The 17,915-nt window shown below is 34.1% G+C and carries 19 protein-coding genes and 1 other annotated feature; of the genes, 6 read left to right on the forward strand and 13 right to left on the reverse strand.

From position 1 onward, the window contains the following. Positions 1-78: 78 nt before the first annotated feature. The gene (locus tag CD003_RS10045; protein WP_096200986.1) at positions 79-1,014 is read left to right on the forward strand and encodes a glycine betaine ABC transporter substrate-binding protein; all 936 of its coding nucleotides are present in this window, start codon (positions 79-81) and stop codon (positions 1,012-1,014) included. A gap of 68 nt (positions 1,015-1,082) precedes the next feature. Here CD003_RS10045 and CD003_RS10050 read toward each other — a convergent pair whose 3' ends face one another. Beyond that, the gene (locus CD003_RS10050) at positions 1,083-2,660 is read right to left on the reverse strand and encodes an ATP-binding protein (RefSeq protein ID WP_096200987.1); all 1,578 of its coding nucleotides are present in this window, start codon (positions 2,658-2,660) and stop codon (positions 1,083-1,085) included. Between the two features lie 196 nt (positions 2,661-2,856). Beyond that, positions 2,857-2,985: a protein YhfH gene (yhfH, locus tag CD003_RS10055; RefSeq protein WP_179295511.1), complete on the reverse strand. Its 129-nt coding sequence runs from the start codon at positions 2,983-2,985 to the stop codon at positions 2,857-2,859. 832 nt (positions 2,986-3,817) lie between these two features. Here yhfH and CD003_RS10060 point away from each other — a divergent pair. Continuing rightward, positions 3,818-4,039, forward strand: coding sequence for a hypothetical protein (locus tag CD003_RS10060; protein WP_096200989.1), 222 nt, complete (start codon positions 3,818-3,820; stop codon positions 4,037-4,039). A 44-nt stretch (positions 4,040-4,083) separates the two neighbouring features. Here the strand turns inward: CD003_RS10060 and CD003_RS10065 are convergent, their stop codons facing one another. Next, positions 4,084-4,539 carry a DUF2663 family protein gene (locus CD003_RS10065; RefSeq protein ID WP_096200990.1) on the reverse strand — a complete coding sequence of 152 codons (456 nt, stop codon included), beginning with the start codon at positions 4,537-4,539 and terminating at the stop codon, positions 4,084-4,086. 194 nt (positions 4,540-4,733) lie between these two features. Here CD003_RS10065 and CD003_RS10070 point away from each other — a divergent pair, with 194 nt between their 5' ends. Beyond that, positions 4,734-5,327 carry a class I SAM-dependent methyltransferase gene (locus CD003_RS10070; RefSeq protein WP_096200991.1) on the forward strand — a complete coding sequence of 198 codons (594 nt, stop codon included), beginning with the start codon at positions 4,734-4,736 and terminating at the stop codon, positions 5,325-5,327. Between the two features lie 94 nt (positions 5,328-5,421). Here CD003_RS10070 and CD003_RS10075 read toward each other — a convergent pair whose 3' ends face one another. Genes CD003_RS10075 through CD003_RS10090 form a run of 4 tightly spaced genes read right to left on the reverse strand, consistent with a single transcriptional unit; the run spans position 5,422 to position 8,880 of the window. Next, positions 5,422-5,670: a hypothetical protein gene (locus CD003_RS10075; protein WP_096200992.1), complete on the reverse strand. Its 249-nt coding sequence runs from the start codon at positions 5,668-5,670 to the stop codon at positions 5,422-5,424. Between the two features lie 29 nt (positions 5,671-5,699). Further along, the gene (locus CD003_RS10080; RefSeq protein WP_096200993.1) at positions 5,700-6,293 is read right to left on the reverse strand and encodes a CPBP family intramembrane glutamic endopeptidase; all 594 of its coding nucleotides are present in this window, start codon (positions 6,291-6,293) and stop codon (positions 5,700-5,702) included. A gap of 14 nt (positions 6,294-6,307) precedes the next feature. After that, positions 6,308-7,831 carry a RecQ family ATP-dependent DNA helicase gene (locus CD003_RS10085; RefSeq protein ID WP_096200994.1) on the reverse strand — a complete coding sequence of 508 codons (1,524 nt, stop codon included), beginning with the start codon at positions 7,829-7,831 and terminating at the stop codon, positions 6,308-6,310. Further along, a complete protein-coding gene (locus CD003_RS10090) occupies positions 7,828-8,880 on the reverse strand; it encodes a helix-turn-helix domain-containing protein (protein ID WP_096200995.1) in 1,053 nt (350 codons plus the stop codon). Before CD003_RS10090 ends, CD003_RS10085 begins: the two co-directional genes overlap by 4 nt. A gap of 312 nt (positions 8,881-9,192) precedes the next feature. Between CD003_RS10090 and CD003_RS10095 the strand changes: the two genes are divergently transcribed. Continuing rightward, a complete protein-coding gene (locus tag CD003_RS10095; RefSeq protein ID WP_096200996.1) occupies positions 9,193-9,441 on the forward strand; it encodes a ferredoxin in 249 nt (82 codons plus the stop codon). Positions 9,442-9,488: 47 nt separating this feature from the next. Here the strand turns inward: CD003_RS10095 and CD003_RS10100 are convergent, their stop codons facing one another. After that, positions 9,489-10,127 carry a Crp/Fnr family transcriptional regulator gene (locus CD003_RS10100; RefSeq protein WP_179295512.1) on the reverse strand — a complete coding sequence of 213 codons (639 nt, stop codon included), beginning with the start codon at positions 10,125-10,127 and terminating at the stop codon, positions 9,489-9,491. A gap of 128 nt (positions 10,128-10,255) precedes the next feature. Between CD003_RS10100 and CD003_RS10105 the strand changes: the two genes are divergently transcribed. Beyond that, a complete protein-coding gene (locus CD003_RS10105) occupies positions 10,256-10,609 on the forward strand; it encodes a group I truncated hemoglobin (protein ID WP_096200998.1) in 354 nt (117 codons plus the stop codon). 270 nt (positions 10,610-10,879) lie between these two features. Here the strand turns inward: CD003_RS10105 and CD003_RS10110 are convergent, their stop codons facing one another. After that, entirely contained in the window at positions 10,880-11,584 is a 705-nt protein-coding gene (locus CD003_RS10110; protein ID WP_096200999.1) for a FadR/GntR family transcriptional regulator, read from the reverse strand. Positions 11,585-11,731: 147 nt separating this feature from the next. Continuing rightward, on the reverse strand, positions 11,732-12,799 hold the full coding sequence (locus CD003_RS10115; protein WP_096201000.1) for a M14 family metallopeptidase: 1,068 nt from the start codon (positions 12,797-12,799) through the stop codon (positions 11,732-11,734). A 103-nt stretch (positions 12,800-12,902) separates the two neighbouring features. Further along, positions 12,903-13,147 (forward strand) — a binding site (T-box leader). Between the two features lie 350 nt (positions 13,148-13,497). Between CD003_RS10115 and serA the strand changes: the two genes are divergently transcribed. Beyond that, positions 13,498-15,072 (forward strand): phosphoglycerate dehydrogenase, encoded by a 1,575-nt coding sequence (gene serA, locus CD003_RS10120; RefSeq protein ID WP_096202321.1) that lies wholly within the window; start codon positions 13,498-13,500, stop codon positions 15,070-15,072. A 65-nt stretch (positions 15,073-15,137) separates the two neighbouring features. On the opposite strand, the gene CD003_RS10125 is transcribed toward serA, so the two are convergent. From CD003_RS10125 to CD003_RS10135, 3 genes are all read right to left on the reverse strand, one after another. Beyond that, on the reverse strand, positions 15,138-16,082 hold the full coding sequence (locus tag CD003_RS10125; RefSeq protein ID WP_096201001.1) for a M23 family metallopeptidase: 945 nt from the start codon (positions 16,080-16,082) through the stop codon (positions 15,138-15,140). 150 nt (positions 16,083-16,232) lie between these two features. Beyond that, entirely contained in the window at positions 16,233-17,180 is a 948-nt protein-coding gene (locus CD003_RS10130; RefSeq protein WP_096201002.1) for a VanW family protein, read from the reverse strand. A 147-nt stretch (positions 17,181-17,327) separates the two neighbouring features. Continuing rightward, positions 17,328-17,915, reverse strand: a complete 588-nt coding sequence (locus CD003_RS10135) for a cob(I)yrinic acid a,c-diamide adenosyltransferase (protein ID WP_096201003.1) — start codon at positions 17,913-17,915, stop codon at positions 17,328-17,330.

The following is a 17,915-nucleotide window of genomic DNA, read 5'->3' on the forward strand; positions in this document are numbered from 1 at the left end:
TTAATTTTTGGTAGTACCTCTATTTACTTTAGTAAATAGAGAGAAAATATATAGTAAACAAAAAGGAGAAGGTCATTTATGAAGAAATTTTTAAAACGTTTAAGTATGGTAGCAGGTTTATCGCTAGCATTAGTAGCAGCAGGCTGTGGAAACACAGAAGAAACAGGAAGTACAAATGAAGAAGGAACTACTGGAGACGATGCAGTCGAGGAAGTAGTAGCATCTATCGGGGAGCAATTAGATTACACGATTACGGGTATTGACCCAGGTGCTGGTGTAATGGCAGCAACAGAATTAGCTATGGAAGAGTATGGTTTAGAAAACTTCGAATTACAACCTAGCTCGGATGCTGCAATGACTGCTGCATTAGGTGCCGCTATTGAAAACGAGGAAGCAATTGTAGTTCCAGGTTGGACTCCTCACTGGAAATTTGCAAAATATGATTTAAAATTCTTAGAAGATCCTAATGGTATTTTTGGAGAATCAGAAAACATCCATACAGTAGCACGCATTGGTTTTGAAGAAGATTTACCAGAAGCATTTGAAGTGTTAAGTAATTTCTACTGGACTCCAGAAGAAATGGGTGAAATCATGATTGCTGTTAATGAAGGACAAGATCCTGATGATGCAGCTGCAGAATGGGTTGCAAACAATCAAGATAGAGTTTCTGAGTGGACTGATGGTGTAGGAACAGTTGACGGTGAATCTATTACTCTAGCTCTAGTAGCATGGGATTCAGAAATCGCTTCAACTCATATGATCGGTAAAGTCCTTGAAGATATCGGCTATAATGTAGAAATCAGCCCACTTCAACCGAATGGTATGTTCCAAGCAATCGCTGGTGGAAATGCAGATGCGATTGTTGCAGCTTGGTTACCATTAACTCACCAACATTTTATGGAAGAACATGAAGGTAACCTAGTTGACCTAGGAATTAACTTAGAAGGCGCTAAAACAGGACTAGTTGTTCCAGCTTATATGGAAATTGATTCTATTGAAGATTTAAATAACTAATACACAACCCCCCTTATATATTAAATGCCACTATCCAATCATAGCAAATGGATAGTGGCATTTCTTGTCTATTCAACTGAAGGTAAGTATATCTCTACCTTTGTTCCTACCCCTACTTCACTGGTGATCTCAAACATTCCCTCATGCTGTGAAATAATACGTTCACATATCATCACTCCAAGACCTGTACCTGTCTCTTTCGTGGTGAAGAAAGGGGTTCCTAATTTCGCTAATACATCTGCTGGTATTCCTTCCCCATTGTCTTCAATAGTAAGTGTTATAAACTTATCAGTTTGGTCAGATATGACAAGTTCTATCAAACCCTCGCTCTCAATTGATTCCATTGCATTTTTTAAACAATTGATAATAACTTGTTTTATTTGATTTCGATCACATAGTACATTTGTATCTTTTGTATCGTTCATAAGTTTCACGTTGATTTTATATAAAAATAACTGTGATTCAAATAATAGAAAGACTTCATTTACTATTTTCGATAATTCGCACTTTTCCTTTTTGGAAGTATGAGGTTTTGATAAGACAAGTAATTCACTAACAATTTGATTAATCCTCGAAATCTCTTCCTTCATAATTGAACCATAATGTTTTTTCGACTTACCTTGTTCAATCAATTGAGTGAACCCAGAAACTACTGTAAGTGGATTACGAATTTCATGAGCAATTCCTGCAGCCAATTGTCCAACAACAGACAACTTTTCAGAATGCATTAGCTGCTCTTCCGTTTTCTTTTTTTCAGTTATATCTCGAATGACTGCTGATACTGCAATCATCTCTTGGTCCGGACCGATAATAGAGAAAACAGACATCTCAATATGAATAAGTCCACGTCCCTTTCCTATATCAATCATTTCATACTGTTCTATTCGTTCTCCATTTTCTACTTTGTGAATAATTTCTTTTAAAAATCGAGGCCCTTCAAATGTAAAAATCGGTAGAAACTTACCAACTATTTCTTCCTTCTTCATACCATACAAACGTTCAAAAGAAGGATTTACAGTTTCAACCTTTCCTGTTAAATCAAATAAAATAATTGCTTCATTTGTTTGTTCATATAGAGAAGTTAAATAAGCTTCTGTTGATTTTAGTTTTCTGTTTGTACGCTCTTCATTTTTTACAGCCTTATTCCATAAATCCTTTGTAAACCTCGTATGAAACAAAAAGAAAATAACCATTAACAGTGAGAATAAGATGAAATAAATCAAATCAAACGGTTCTATGCTAAAGAAAATTTGGTCATATTTGGTGAAAAATAAATAGCTTAATATAAAAGTAGAGACAATCCCGCCATAAATAATCACATAAAAACTCTGGTACAAAGAAATCAAAATAACTCCAAAAAATATGAAAATATAATTAACAAGATATGGATATTCAAGATTGAGATAAAATAAGTAAGCAAAAATACCTGTTACTACAACATACATTGCGAATAATGGCTTATTGAAAAAATACACAACGACATATAAAACTGCGCATACAACTAAGCCAACAGGTGGCCAAATTGATGAGAAGGTTGGATCAAAACCAAAATAGACTATTGTCATTAATAAATAAAATAAAGACAATATATGAACAATAAGCTTATTTCTTTGCTGAATTAATAGTAATTCATTTTTCATTGTCATTATGTTTCCTCACAATTTCATTCTTACTAAGATTCTAACATTATTTATAGTATCATAATAGAGTCTGTCTTTTGCATAGTAAAACTACTACTCTAATTTTGATTTAATTTCTATTCACTGTATTGGTACAGCCTATTTTAAACAAAAAAAGAGTTAGCTATTGTTTTAGAAACAAATAGCTAACTCTTTTTTTGGATTATTCAACGTGTCTTAAGCACTTATCACATTGGTGCATATATGATTCTGCTTGCTCTTCAATTATTTCTCCACAGTCTGTGCACTGCTTTGGTGGTAAATTTCTAAAGAATTCTGTACTTGGTGTCATGTAAATCGCCTCCGAATTTTTTTATCGTTGTCTTTGTTATATTCATTGTATTATAACAACAAGAAAAGATCAACACTGTTTTGGAACAAATTTGGCCTATTTTTATATTTTCTTATACTTTGTATTATAACAGATGGTAAATATATGATATTAACGAATTTTTTTGAATAAGTTGTACTATTTTTATTACAAAAAAAGAAGCTAGCTGTCCATTACGGAGGCTAACTTCTTTTCTAGTATTTATAATAGATTATTGTGATTTATCTGCAATAACATACAAGGAGTATGCTGCTGCTACACTTAACATAAAAATCAGTAACGTAAATCCAGTAATTGCTCCAAGCTGTCCAATAGTTACCATAAGGAACCACCTCTACTTTATTATTTGTACTTTAATTTTACACCATTATCCCTCTGGAATCATCCAATATATTGTTATTTTTACATGATATTTTAATATTTTCATAAAAATGTCATTTGTAACATTTCTACTGTTAAAATCATATATACTTACTAAACTAATAACAATTATAATAATACAGAATATTTTCAATTCACTGTTTACTTTAGTGCGCATACGTGCTACAGTGATAATTGTAAATGACCTCTTATTTTTCTCTCTTTGATGAAAGCCTTAATGGCTTTCTCTTTTTTTTGAATCTATTTTTAGCTACCATCGCATTTTCTCATCTAATCCAGTAACTAGAACTATATTACTAAATAATAAGCATTTAAAAATCAGGAGTTATTTATTATTGAAAATTCAATTAACTCAACTTATACTTATAAGTAAGCGCTTTCAAATAATAATATTGAAATGGAGTTGATTAACTTGAATCTGTATAAGGTGTTAAAGAAATCCCTTACTTCTCTAGAAGATATTGAGTTTAATCATAAATTTGGTTTACCGATAGAGGTGTTTTGCCCAAAGGATCGTCGTACAGTTGCATTTGGCCGTATTGAAAACTTAAATGTAAAAGGTGTCCAAATTAATGGTGAAATTTTTAACATTGAAGAAAATGCCTTTTTCGGACACCGCTCGATAAGTGCATAAGGACACCTAAAGTCAGGTGAACAAATCCCACCTGACCTTAGGACTCACTTATGAAACAAATTTATATCGTATTCCTTTTCCATTACCTCAAACACATGATGCCGTTTCTCCCACATTTCCTTTGTGTCCCAAAGCTCCGGACACCTTTCTATTACTTCATATCTTAAACTCTCGAACTCTTTTTCAGCCTTATCGAACTTTTTCTTTGCGTACCTCATTTGAATTAGACAGACCACAATAATTCCTATATAGACAAAGACGAATGGGTCTTGCACAAGGGAATGAAGAATTGTTGTAAAATACACAGTATGGTTCACCTTCGTTAAATAAAGGTAAACTCCCCCAATTAAAATACAAGCTAATGTGGTTAGCGATGTAGCATTTAATAACTTCTCATATTTCGATTCCTTATTTTTTTTCTTTATTAATGATGTCAATACTTCCTTAATGACTGGAGAAAGAGATTCCTTAGGAAACTTCCATTCTTTAAATTCTCCCATATTGCTTTCACCTCATCATGACAAACTTCTCTTACCATATATGTATGTCCCATCACAGGCAATTAGACTACCTTCTAGCAATTTTATAGGGGTGGTTTAAAAGGAACCAACACAATACAGAAAACCTCATTGTTTTTATTTTAATAAATTTCGTATACACTAGAATGGACTTAATGTACATGGGGGTATATTACATGAATATGTGGGACGAGAAATTTAAAAACGAAACATATGTATATGGCACTGAAGCAAATCAATTCATTCAGAAAATACATCAAAAGCTAGTACCTGGGCATATACTTGCTATTGCAGAGGGTGAAGGTAGAAACGCTGTGTTTCTTGCAAAGGAAGGTCATTCTGTTACAACCTGGGATTACGCTACATCCGGATTAGAAAAGACAAAACAATTAGCTAAACAAAATGACGTCAACGTCGAAACAGAGCTTATTAATTTATTAGAGGCAAACTGGGAGAGCGAAAAATGGGATTCCATTATTAATGTTTTTGGACATTTTTATGAAGATGACCAATATACAATTTTATCAAATGTGAAAAAGGCTTTAAAAAGCGGTGGCACGTTTGCTATGGAAGTGTATTCTACAGAACAGCTTGCATATGGTACAGGAGGCCCTAAGGATGCAAAGATGCTTTATAAGCCAGAAGCCGTTCTTCAGTTATTTAAAGACTGGTCTATCATACATTTCTTCTATGGTGAAGCAATAAGACATGAAGGAATTTCTCACACTGGAAATTGTCACGTTATTCAGTTATTAGTAAAAAAACCTTAATTCTAAAAAAGCTCGTTTGCCTTTTATTCAGTGGGTCAAATGAGCTTTTTAGATATTATAAATGATTACGTAAAGATTTTCACAAACGTTTTCTTTAAAATGAGAATCTATCAATCCAGTATTGTGATGTAGCAGCTAAAATAACGACTAAGAAAAATAATATTAGAAGTAAACGAACGATAGGAAACTTTATCTTAATTTTCGTTTGTTTCGTTTGTTTCTTTTTATGAACCTCTCTTCTTGGAGGTAAACTACTAATTTCATTTGCTGATACCTCTTCTTCTACTTGAAGTACTTGTTTTCGAAGGTCCTCAGCTTGGTCCAAATGAGTTGGTTTTGACAAAGTTATCACCTCTTTAGTTAGCAATCAGCCTATCTCTCTTTCAAACCCTTTTTAGAGGATGTAAACATAATTAAAAAGCCGAGAATGAAATCGATAAGAAAATGAATAAAGATCGTCACTAATAAATTACCAGTCAATAAAAAGATGTATCCTAATAAAAAGCTTAGCATGATTGTTACAATAAATAAAACAATTTTTGACAAATATCGAAAATGTATTAAAGCAAATAATAGACTGGCAGGAATATAGCCAATATTTGATTGCAATACTCCTCGAAATAAAAGTTCTTCTGATATAGCCACTATTAGCGCAATTATAAAAATATGAAAGACTGAACGCTTAGCAAACACCCGCTCATTAATTCCACCATCATCAAGCATATCTTTTGGAAAAATTTTTAGTAGTAATAAATCTACGATAACAACAGCTACCGCTACCGCTCCCCCAATGACAAATATTTGATAGGGATTCCAATGAAACATCGCAAAGAAATCACTTACATCGTCAAAGAGCCATACAGCTAAGCCAATAGCAAGAAAAAGCATGATTAACTGCGTAGCATAAAGATTCTTTAATATCTCTTTATCAGTCATTTGTTCAATTAATTTTGCTTGTTTATTCATTCAATCAATCCACTTCATTTTTGATGTAAAATCCTTTTTAATTGGTCACTCCAAGATAAAGCTCCTAATTTTGGTTGTCCAACCTGGTCGTTAGCTCTATAAAATCTTTCAATCTCAAAACCACAATTATCACAACAAATATCTTGGCTATCCAAAAGAGTTTCTGAGAACAGTTTTAATGCTTCAGCTCTACGACAGTCTGTTGTCGTTAACCATTTTTCCATTTCATTCCGTTTGATTTGTTTCATTTCAAGTCGGTTTTCAATTATTTTATAAATAACACGTGTTATTTCTTTTTCTTTCCCTCGAATCTTCAATTTACCATTTATAAGAACTTCAAAGGACTCTAATTGGTATTTAATAAAGCGCCAAGTCGTTTCCTTTATAGAACATACGTTTACTATCATATCCTCAACATTCTTCGTAAGTACAGTTTCCTCTTGTTCATGAGTCACTAAATATTCTAATACAGCTACTAGCTCAGTTTCAGTAGGTAGTTCTTGTGATATTAATAAGTCAGGAAGCCTTCTATCTTCATCGCTATAAAAAACAATCGCAACACTTTCTTTCCCGTCTCTTCCTGCACGTCCAATCTCTTGCAAATACGACTCTACTTGTATTGGAAAATGGAAATGAACGACAAATCGGACGTTTTTTTTATTAATTCCCATTCCAAAAGCACTTGTACAGCAAATAATATCAAGTTGATTGTTAAGAAACTGTTGTTGGATTAACAATCTGTCTTCTGTTTCAAGTCCTCCATGATAATAAGCAACACGCCCTACTTGTTCATTCAATAAATGAGACGCTATTTTTTCAGCCCATTTACGACTAGAAAAATAAATCATCCCTGGGCCTTGCAGCTTCTTTATTAAATCTGTTATCGCTATAATTTTGTCATTAGTTGTATTTACCCTTTGAACAGATAGTGCAATGTTTTTACGGTCAACTGATTGTATATGCTTACTAGGTTCATGTAAGTTAAGCTGATTACATATATCCGCTTGGATATCCTTAGTTGCAGTCGCCGTTAAAGCAAGGCAAGGTGGATTTTCAAGCTCATTTCGTACATCAGCGAGCTTGAGATAATCTGTTCTAAATTCATATCCCCATTGTGAAATACAATGAGCTTCATCAACAACAAATAGTGAAACTTTTCTTTTTCTTAAGGCATTCACTAACTCTAATGATTGTAGAATTTCTGGAGAAACATAAATAATTTTATACTGTGACAGGTTTTCAAGTATGTATTTTCGTTCTTTATAATCCAGAAAACTATTAATGGCAACAACATTTTTAATACCTTCACTTTTTAGCTGTTGTACTTGATCTTCCATTAATGATAAGAGTGGCGAAACAACAACTGTTGACCATTTACTTAAAATAGCCGGGAGTTGATAACAAATCGACTTCCCTGTACCTGTTGGTAACATCGCTAATACGTCTTTCCCTTTTAAAACATCAATAATAATTTCCTTTTGCCCAGTTCGAAATTGAGCATGGCCAAAGTTTTCAAAAAGCTGCTTTTCTAAATTCATTCTCTCCCACCTGTCTTCGTGAGGACTAATCGTATCATAAAATAATCATACCCATTAGGTAAACGTTCTTTAATTTTTTTTAGACGAGTTGATTTAATTTCATTTATTACTGAGAGTATTTCTTTTTGCTCCTTTTCAGAAACGAAGGATTCAATTGCGAAGTTAGGAATGGCAATTGACATTTCTACAAAATGATCTTCAATTGTATTTTTCTTCAATCTACGAAACTGCGCTATAGCTTCTATATCCATTCCATTTCTCCAAAGTAAATACGTTGCTTTGGCTGTTTCGGTCAATTTAATCGGACTAATTAAATCTTTATAAAACGAAAATAATAGTGGGAATTTCGCTTGGTTTTCGTCTATGACCTGTAGTAATTGATGAATGATTGCCATTAGTCTTACATCGATTGTTGATTTTTCCAGTCCTAATTGTTGGGCTATCTGCTCATTTGTCATGCCTATTTCTGTTGCACTAGTTAATTTTCTAACAACAATTTCAGCATCATTCACTTCTAGAGTAGAAAATAGTTCGTTTAATTCCTTAAATAAAGTTGTAGCAACCAACTGTCTATTCTTTTCAATGGTAAGCTTTCGTTTTACCCAAAATAGAATTCTCTTATCTTGAGTAACTGGAATAAAGGAATGATTATGACCTAAGATATTTGATAAACATTGTATAAAAAGCGTAAGTCGTAGCCAAAATGATTTTGTTACACGTTTGTACTTCCATCCATTTAAATGGTAGATAAACGGTATTGAATATAATCCTTTTGTCAACGCATCTTCACCTTTATCTGTTACTTGATAATAATCCTCTTTAACCAAGATAATCATTTTTTTCCTTTCTAACTCATATATATGCTTTAAAAAATCTTCTCTATTTATTTTTGATATGCTACCAAATAAGAATAAGCATTCAAACAAATGTCCATCCTGTATTGTCTGTACTGACGTCTTTCCTTGAAGAAGATGATATACACCAAAAATTGAACGTTCTCCCTTAACGAGATTGAGGGTGTATAAAATGAGTATCTTGTTTATATCCATAAAACCTCTCCTTTGGAGAAAATGACATGGGACATTTTTTAATAAAAAGATATCCTATCTCTATTTTATCAAATATAGAAATTAAGTAGTTGTTTATTTCTTTGAAAGTCGGGTATTAATAAATTGAAGGAATCCTTGTATGATAAGAATTATCATTATAGATAATTGTTGAAAAGTTTTAGAATCAGCTATACAATATGAAATAGGAATTGTATTCCTTATATAAAGCTTAAGAACATTTTCTACAGATTCTTATTATACATAGGTTTGATAGGGTTAATACAATTCACCAATAACTAGGAGGTTTTTAATATGGCAAAATACACAATTGTAGACAAAGATACTTGTATCGCATGTGGAGCTTGTGGAGCATCTGCTCCAGATATTTATGATTACGATGATGAAGGTATTGCGTTCGTAACACTTGATGACAACAAAGGGATTGTTGAAATTCCTGATGTGTTAATCGATGACATGCAAGACGCTCAAGAAGGCTGTCCAACTGATTCAATCAAAGTTGCTGACGAGCCATTCGACGGAGATGCTCTTAAGCACGACTAATATAAAATTACCCCGCTAATTCATTTTTTAGCGGGGTTTTTTCTTTATTAAATATCATGAAGAATCTTTATTTTTCCATCTACAGTTGTAATTTTCCCTTGTTTCTCTAACTTTTTCATTTGTCGTGTTATCGTTTCTCTAGAAGCTCCGACGATGTTCGCAATTTCTTGATGAGTTAATTGCAAGCTTTCGTTATTTAATGCTTTCATCTGTTTTAATGTAGCAAACAAGCGTTCTTCAACATTTAACGACAGCATCTCATTTAATTTTTGTTGTAAAAAGTTAATCTTTTTACTCATCATTTTAATCATACGGAATGCCAAGTGTGGATTTTCTTCAATAAATCGTTCGAATGCTTTTATTGGTATCGCTAGCACTTCCGCATCTTCCTTCACTTGTGCTGTTCCAGGATAAGGTCTTTCATCAAAGAAACCTGTATGAGGGAATACCTCTCCATCGGAAAGAATATTAATTACCCTTTCATCTCCTTCCTCAGTTAACTTACTGATGAGGATGACCCCTTTTTTTAAAACAAACAAATGGGTTCTTTCACTTCCTTCAGTAAATAAATATTCCTTATTTTTGGCATGTCTCACCGTTGACTCTGATAAAAGTGGTGATATTTCTACTTCTGTTAACCCTTGAAAAAAATCTAATTTACTTAATAAGTTAATCCAATTAGCCATGAAATGGACAACCTCCATAATCTTGGTTATTATGTGATCTAAGTCACTGAAAGTTTGCATCTGTTATTCTAAAATTAGCATTGTACTTAAGTGAGACAAATACCAAACACTCTAGGAGGAATTATATTATGTCATTGTACGAAAAATTAGGGGGAGAACCCGCGATTACTAAAGCAGTTGAAATTTTCTACACGAAAGTATTAGCAGATGATACAGTTAACCACTTCTTTACAAATACTGATATGGACAAGCAACGTGACCACCAAGCAAAATTCTTAAGTTTCGCTCTCGGTGGTCCAAATAATTACGGTGGTCAAAGCATGGCAAAGGCGCATGAAGGAATGAACATCCAACCTGAGCACTTCAATGCAATTGCAACACACCTTACGACAACTCTTCAAGAACTAAATGTCGACCAAAGCGATATCGATGTAGTTATTAATAAAGTTGGAAGTCTTGCACCTGACATTATGCACAAATAAAATTATTAGAAAGAGCGACCATAGCTATAAACAAGGCTGCTGAAAAAGTGTGAATTTCACTTTTCCAGCAGCCTTTTCAAGTAATCAGCGAAGCCGTTGCATCTTTTAAACCTTGCTATGAGTAGTATTTTCAGAGCAAGCGCGCAACGTGCGGAGCCATTACCGCTTCCTGAATCCACTGTATTGGACCTTTTCAGTAACCTCGCTTTAAACCTTTGGTCGCTCTTTTTTATCAGGATAGAGCATCTAATCCTTACATATGATAGCGTATTATTTATCTTTAAATAGACCTTTTTCAACACCTACGATATGTTCCATCATCTTATCAAATGCCTTCTGCTCATCTTGAAACTTCACTGCTTCATACACTTGCAAATGCTCCTGATATAACTGTTCCATCTTCTTCTTTTCTGAATATAATAATAGCTTTCTTGCTTCTCTCATCGATTGCTGCATCGCATCAGATACAGTTTCTACCAATTGCTCGAGCATATTATTCTTTGTTGCAGCAACAATTGCCATGTGAAAGTCAACATCTGCTTTTTCACCTATGTTTCCATCACCTTCTGCTTCTTTCATCTCAACTAGTATTCCATTGAGTTTTTTCAAGTCTTCTGGCGTACGATTTTTTGCAGCCAAAGCAGCAGCGCCTGTCTCGATTATCTTACGTATTTCAAACAATTCACGTACGTCTTCCTTTTGCATAAATTCAACACCAGGAATTGCTTTTGTTAAGTTAATATCTACCTTTTTAACAAATGTTCCTTCACCTTGTCGCATCTCTACAAGACCCATGGCTTTTAAGGCACTTAGTGCTTCTCGGATGGCAGAACGTCCTACATTGAAATCTTCTGCTAGTTGCTGAACTGAGGATAGTCTGTCACCTGGCTTTACTTCACCACTTTTTATCATTTCTAATAAATTTTCAGCTACAATTTCATATATTTTTTTAGGTTTAACATGTTTAATTGCCATTAAATACACCCTCTTATATCCGAAAGACACTTCCATTTAGGTATATGTCTCGCATATTAGTTCAATATTTAAATTGTACAGAGAATGTCAACAAATAGCAACAATAATACTACTCAATTCAGCACTAGCACCTAATATGAACTAATACTAGATTGTAAGACCTTCTAACGCTAATAAAACGTTATTAGACCATATTTCAGAAAAAGATGTAAATGGTAATGGATTCGTACCGACACCAACTTCTACAGTAAATCCAGGCCGTCTCATCTCTTGAATAAACCAATCCTTATACCCTCCATCACTATCTGCCGTATGAATCGGTGCATAAGAGCTTGCTAGAGAAAGTCTTGTTACCATTTCTTCGCTTTCCTTTGGCTCCAAATGACGATATCCCCAAAAGATCATTTGTCCTTGAGAATGAAAGGCAATTACATGAGCAAAATTCTTTGATAATGTTAGCTGGTGTACCGCTTGTGATTCTGGTTCGGTTAACGGTCCTTTACCACTATAGTGACGGGACCATGGCTTTTTAGGACTTTCATCAGCCTCCTTCTGCCATCCAGCTGGCCACTGATGATTTAAATCTACCCCTCGAATATTACTCGACCAATGCTCAAACCGTAATGCACCTTTATTAATTTTGTTCACTGTTTCATAAAAAGGATGATCTTTGTATATTCCTTGTTGAACCAACTCAACTCCATCTGGATTCACTAATGGAACGATATATAAAGTGATATCAGATAGAATTTTACTTACATTATATCCATGTAATTGCTCATTTTCAGTTGCTGACTCTACTACTTCTTCTAAAAATGTTATCAAAAATTTAGTTGTGAGCCATTCGTTCGCATGCCAACCACCAGAATAGAATATTTCTTTCTTACCTGTCCCTATTTCAAATACATACAAAGGCTGCCCCATCACAGATGTTCCAATTTCTCTTACATTTATTAATGAAGGATATTTCTTTTTTAAACGAAATGCATCTTTCTCCAAATCAGTCGGTCCATATTCAGCTACACACGTATATCTAGAAGAATACTTCCCAGAAAAACTACCTTCCCGTGGTATCATAATCTCCTCTTTTGGTTGAACGTAATCTAACTCGTTCTTTATATGATGATTTGCTATTACTAACTCTATAGGCCTTATACCATGTTTCAACGCAATTTTTGAAATTGTATCTCCTTTTTGAACAATGTACGATTTCATTTTCTATCCCTCCTCAAACTAACTTTATGAACATATTCACGAATAAAGAATTCATTTGACAGAATGGTCTCAATATGATAAATTATCAAACAATTACTAAAACTTAAATACTATGATGAAGAATGAAAAATTGTTTCTACTACCAGAGAGCTAGTGGTTGCTGTGAACTAGTGTAGAGCTTTTTTGATAGCACTTCTGAGTAGATGTACTGAACGATGTTACTCTTACTATTAGTAAGTACATACGGCTAAACCGTTATCTTTGGAGAGATCCTCTCCCTAAGGTGTGTACAGTGATGTATACACAAACGAGGGTGGCACCGCGGTTAATAATCCTTCCGCCCCTCACGACAATAACGTCGTCGAGGGGGAAGGATTTTTTATTTTAAACGCTTACATTTTGGAAGGGTGTGAAGAAAACGAAAAATTTTTAGTACAAAATACTATGAATTCTCTTTTTTATTTACAAACACGAACTAATTTGTGTTACTATAATAAAAAAATAGAACATTACCCAAAATAAACGAACGTTAATTAGTGTAATTAGTGAATTGTATGTCTTTATTATATTTTTTTACTATATAAAATAGTTTAAATAATATTTTATTCTTTATTACTTTAGATGATAAAATAGGAGAGTGGAGAAAAATGATGCAACAAGTTACAGTTGAACCTACAGAAAAGAAAGGGAGTAAGAAAATGTATAATATTCTCGTTTCAGATGCGATGAGTAAAGAAGGTTTATTACCTTTGTTAGAAAGTGATAACGTAAATTGTGTAGAACAAAACGTAAATGAAGTCGAAGGTTCATTAGATGAATTCGACGCTATTTTAGTAAGAAGTGCAACTACAGTTACTGCTGAAGTAATGGATAGAATGCCGAATCTTAAGATTATCGCTCGTGCTGGTGTAGGTGTCGATAATATTGAAATTGACGAAGCTACGAAACGTGGGATTGTTGTTGTTAATGCTCCAGATGGTAACACAATTTCAACAGCTGAACATACATTTGCAATGATGGCTTCTTTATCTCGTAACATCCCTCAAGCCAACCAATCTATTAAATCTGGAAAATGGGATCGTAAAGCATTTCAAGGTTCAGAGCTTCGTGGTAAGACACTTGGTATCGTAGGATTTGGTCGTATCGGTACTCAGCTTGCAATTCGTGCAAAAGCTTTTGAAATGAACTTATTCGTATTTGACCCATTCTTAACAAAAGCACGTGCTGAAAAGCTTGGTGTACAAACTGCTACTCTTGATGAAGTGTTAGAAAACTCTGATATCATCACTGTACACACACCACTTACAAAAGAAACTAAAGGTCTTTTAGGAATGGAAAACATCGCGAAAACAAAGAAAGGTGTTTTTCTAATTAACTGTGCTCGTGGTGGAATTATTGATGAAAGAGCATTACTTCACTTTTTAGAAAATGGTCATGTAGGTGGGGCTGCACTTGACGTATTTGAAGAAGAGCCTGCAAATGAAAATGACTTATTAGCATTTGATAATGTTATTGCTACACCACATATTGCTGCTTCAACAAAAGAAGCACAATTAAATGTTGCAGCACAAGTATCTGAAGAAGTATTACGTTTCTTAGAAGGAAACCCAGTAAGTAACTCTATTAACCTACCTACTCTATCTAAAGAAGTTTACGACAAAATTGCACCATACTATGATTTAGCTAAAACAATGGGTAACATCGCATCTCAAAGCATGCGTACTCCTGTACAAGAAATTGAAGTATATTATGGTGGAGATGTAACAAACTTAGAAACTTCAATTACGACTCGTAGTTTAATGGCTGGTTTCTTAAATGCTCGTGTTGATGCACCAGTAAATGATGTCAATGCTTCATTAATTGCAAAAGAACGTGGTATTAGCTACGGTGAGAAACACTTAAGTAACGCTTACGGTTATGCTAATATCGTTCATGCAGTTGTACATGGTGAAGATCGTACATTCGAAATTAAAGGAACATATGTAAAAGAATACGGTCCACGTATTGTAAGTTTAAATGGATTTAATGTTGACTTCTATCCAGCTGGACACCTTATCTACATCCAACATACAGACCGTCCAGGTGTAATTGGTAATATGGGGCAACTTCTTGCAAAACATAACGTGAATATAGCTACAATGCAAGTTGGTCGTAAAGAAGAAGGCGGAGAAGCAATTATGATGCTTGCTGTAGATAAAAATGTATCTCAAGAAGTATTAGATGGCCTAAAATCAATTGACGAAATCATCTTCGCAGATAAGATCGAACTATAAGCGAAACGACATTAGAAATATAACTCTAATAGCCAAATGGGACTTACGTCCATTTGGCTATTTCTCTACTTTTCAACACGTAAAACCATTCCTGGATAAATCATATCACTCATTAACTCGTTAGTTGTTTTTACCTCTTTTAACGTCATTCCTGATTCCGATACAATTTTTGATAACGTATCACCTTTTTTCACAACATACATATTTTCATCGAATGAATGAATTGTAAGAGGCTGTCCAATAGTTAAAAGCGTAGAGTCAAGTTCATTCCACTCGATAAGGTCCTGTACGGACACCAGATACTTGTTAGCAATCCCCCACAAAGTATCTCCATCGATAACACTATATACATAGTCTGATTCAATTTGAGTTTCTTCTATTAATATTTCATCGAGTACATCTTCCTCGTTCACTTCTTCAATGGTATCGACTACTGAATACCGCATTGATAACACTTCTTGATACTCTAGTTCTTTAACCTCTATATCATCTTTCACTACCATACTTTGCTCTTCATAGAGAACAAGCATCGGATCAATAGCATTTGTTTTATCAATATTCCAATTACCCAAATGTACTTCAAAATGCAAGTGATTACCTGAAGAGCGACCTGTGTTTCCGACAGTGCCAATTACTTGTCCTTGTGTAACAAAATCTCCTTCTGACACATCTCTTTCATGCATATGTGCATAGACTGTCTCTAATCCAGTTGGATGCTCAACAAATACAACATTACCATATGTATCCGAATAATAAGAGCTAGTCACAACCCCATCATCTATCGATTTTATCGGTGTGCCTTCTGGTGCTGCTATGTCCATACCATAGTGCTTTCCATCTCTAGTTCCAAATGTATCTGTTATATCTCCAACTGTTGGCCAAATGAGTGAGTTTAGTAAATCCTCTTCTACTTTTGCGCTTGCAAATGATGTGGTAGACCCGATAAATAATATTCCAATAAAAATAGCAAGAATCATTGCTATCATTAGTCGTCGAATATAGTCGGTCATAACTTCCTCCTTAAACTTGTACAAAGTTTTTACATTGTTATACTATGGAAATCACTATAAAATTATTACAAATTTTTTTAGTCAATCATTTATCTAAGTGTTAAAAAGGAATTAATTTTCCTTTTTAACACTCTCTCGTATTTTATAGATTTAATTTCTCACATATAATTCTTCTTTTTCCTTAGCTGCATAAACCTTTACATCAATCTGACCTCTTTCTAGTGACACATCTGTTCTTAATAAAATAGGAAACTCATATGGATTTTTAAATACAAAATCTGGACCTCCCCAAGAAACTGTTGCATCACGATTTGGGGGTACATATCCAATATTTCTTGAATGAGCATAACGCTCTACAACTTCTAATCCTGCCTTGTCAATTGCATTAAATAACGTTGATGATGTTTGACAAATTCCTCCACCTACTCCCATGACAAATTGTTTATTAACAATTTCCTTTGCTTCCTGATAACCTCGTTCTCTCGTTCTCTGCCCTACAACTCTGTTAAAAGAAAATTCATCACCAGGACCTAATACATGATGTTGAAATGCTTCTGAGGATAACCGTATGTTTTCTGAACGACCACGTACACCCGAATTGAAATATGTTGTAAATTCACCGATTACAACTTCAGTAATACCGTCCAAATCCTCAACGGCAACTGTTGGTAGTGTCTCATATATAGGTAAGACGACTTCATTCTCTGAAAAAGAAAGGTCTAATAGTGTCTCCACTAGCTCACTTTCAGACAAAACAATCTCATTTTGGCCTTCAACTAATTCACCATCTTCATTCACCGTTGGATTTCTCATTGGTTGGTCGATACCAGAAGCGAGATTTCTTGCAAAGCTATTTAAGCTATCTTCATTAAGCTGCCTATCCTGAGGATTATATCCAAAGTCATTAAGTAATACGTAAATTGACTCACCTTTTCGTTCATCCACTAAAATAACTTCCCATTTTACCGGCACCCTATACTCTAATTCTGTTTCAATCTTTGCATGTGAACCACTAATTTTTTCTTCCGCCTCTCCCCCTTGCGCCTGACAACCTAAAAGTAATAAAACAAAACCACATGTACAAAGAAGTTTTTTCATTGTTAGCCCCCTTCTTATCAACCTCCATTTGTAAATTTATGAGAATTTTCTATATAAATGAGTAAGATAGCTTGTCCAACAAGAAAAATATTTAACGTCATAATCCAACAAAAAAAAGACACATACATGTATGCGTCTTTAGCAATATTATTTATCTTCTTTTCTTTTCCCATTCCTAAATACAAGCGCACTTCTTTCATATTCTACGTCTTTAACTCCTAAACGAGCATTCACCACTCTTGCAATCGCAAAGAAGTAATCTGATAATCGGTTTAAATATTTTAATACAATTGGATTCGTTGTAGAATCTCGTTGTAATCGAGTAACATATCGCTCAGCTCTTCTTGTTACTGTTCGACAAACATGAAGTGTGGCTGATGCTTGTGAACCCCCGGGTAAAATAAATCTTTCAAGCTCAGGAGCTTCTTTAATATACTCATCGATTCGTTCTTCTAAAAACTGAACGATATCTTCTTTTGCTTTATATGGCCTGTCTTCAGTCGCTTGTAGCATTGCCAGATCTCCACCGCAATCAAAAAGCTCATGTTGAATTTTCTCTAACTCAGCAATAATATCAGAAAAAACCTCTTTATCAAGTTGAGAAATCGCTTGACCTACGAAGCAATTCACTTCATCTGTAGTTCCATATGCAATGACACGCGTGTCATCTTTTGCTAAACGACCTCCTATTACACTCGTTTTTCCTTCGTCACCTGTTCTTGTATATAGCCTCAT

It is taken from the genome of Bacillus sp. FJAT-45350 (assembly GCF_002335805.1).
GTDB lineage: Bacteria > Bacillota > Bacilli > Bacillales > NISU01 > FJAT-45350.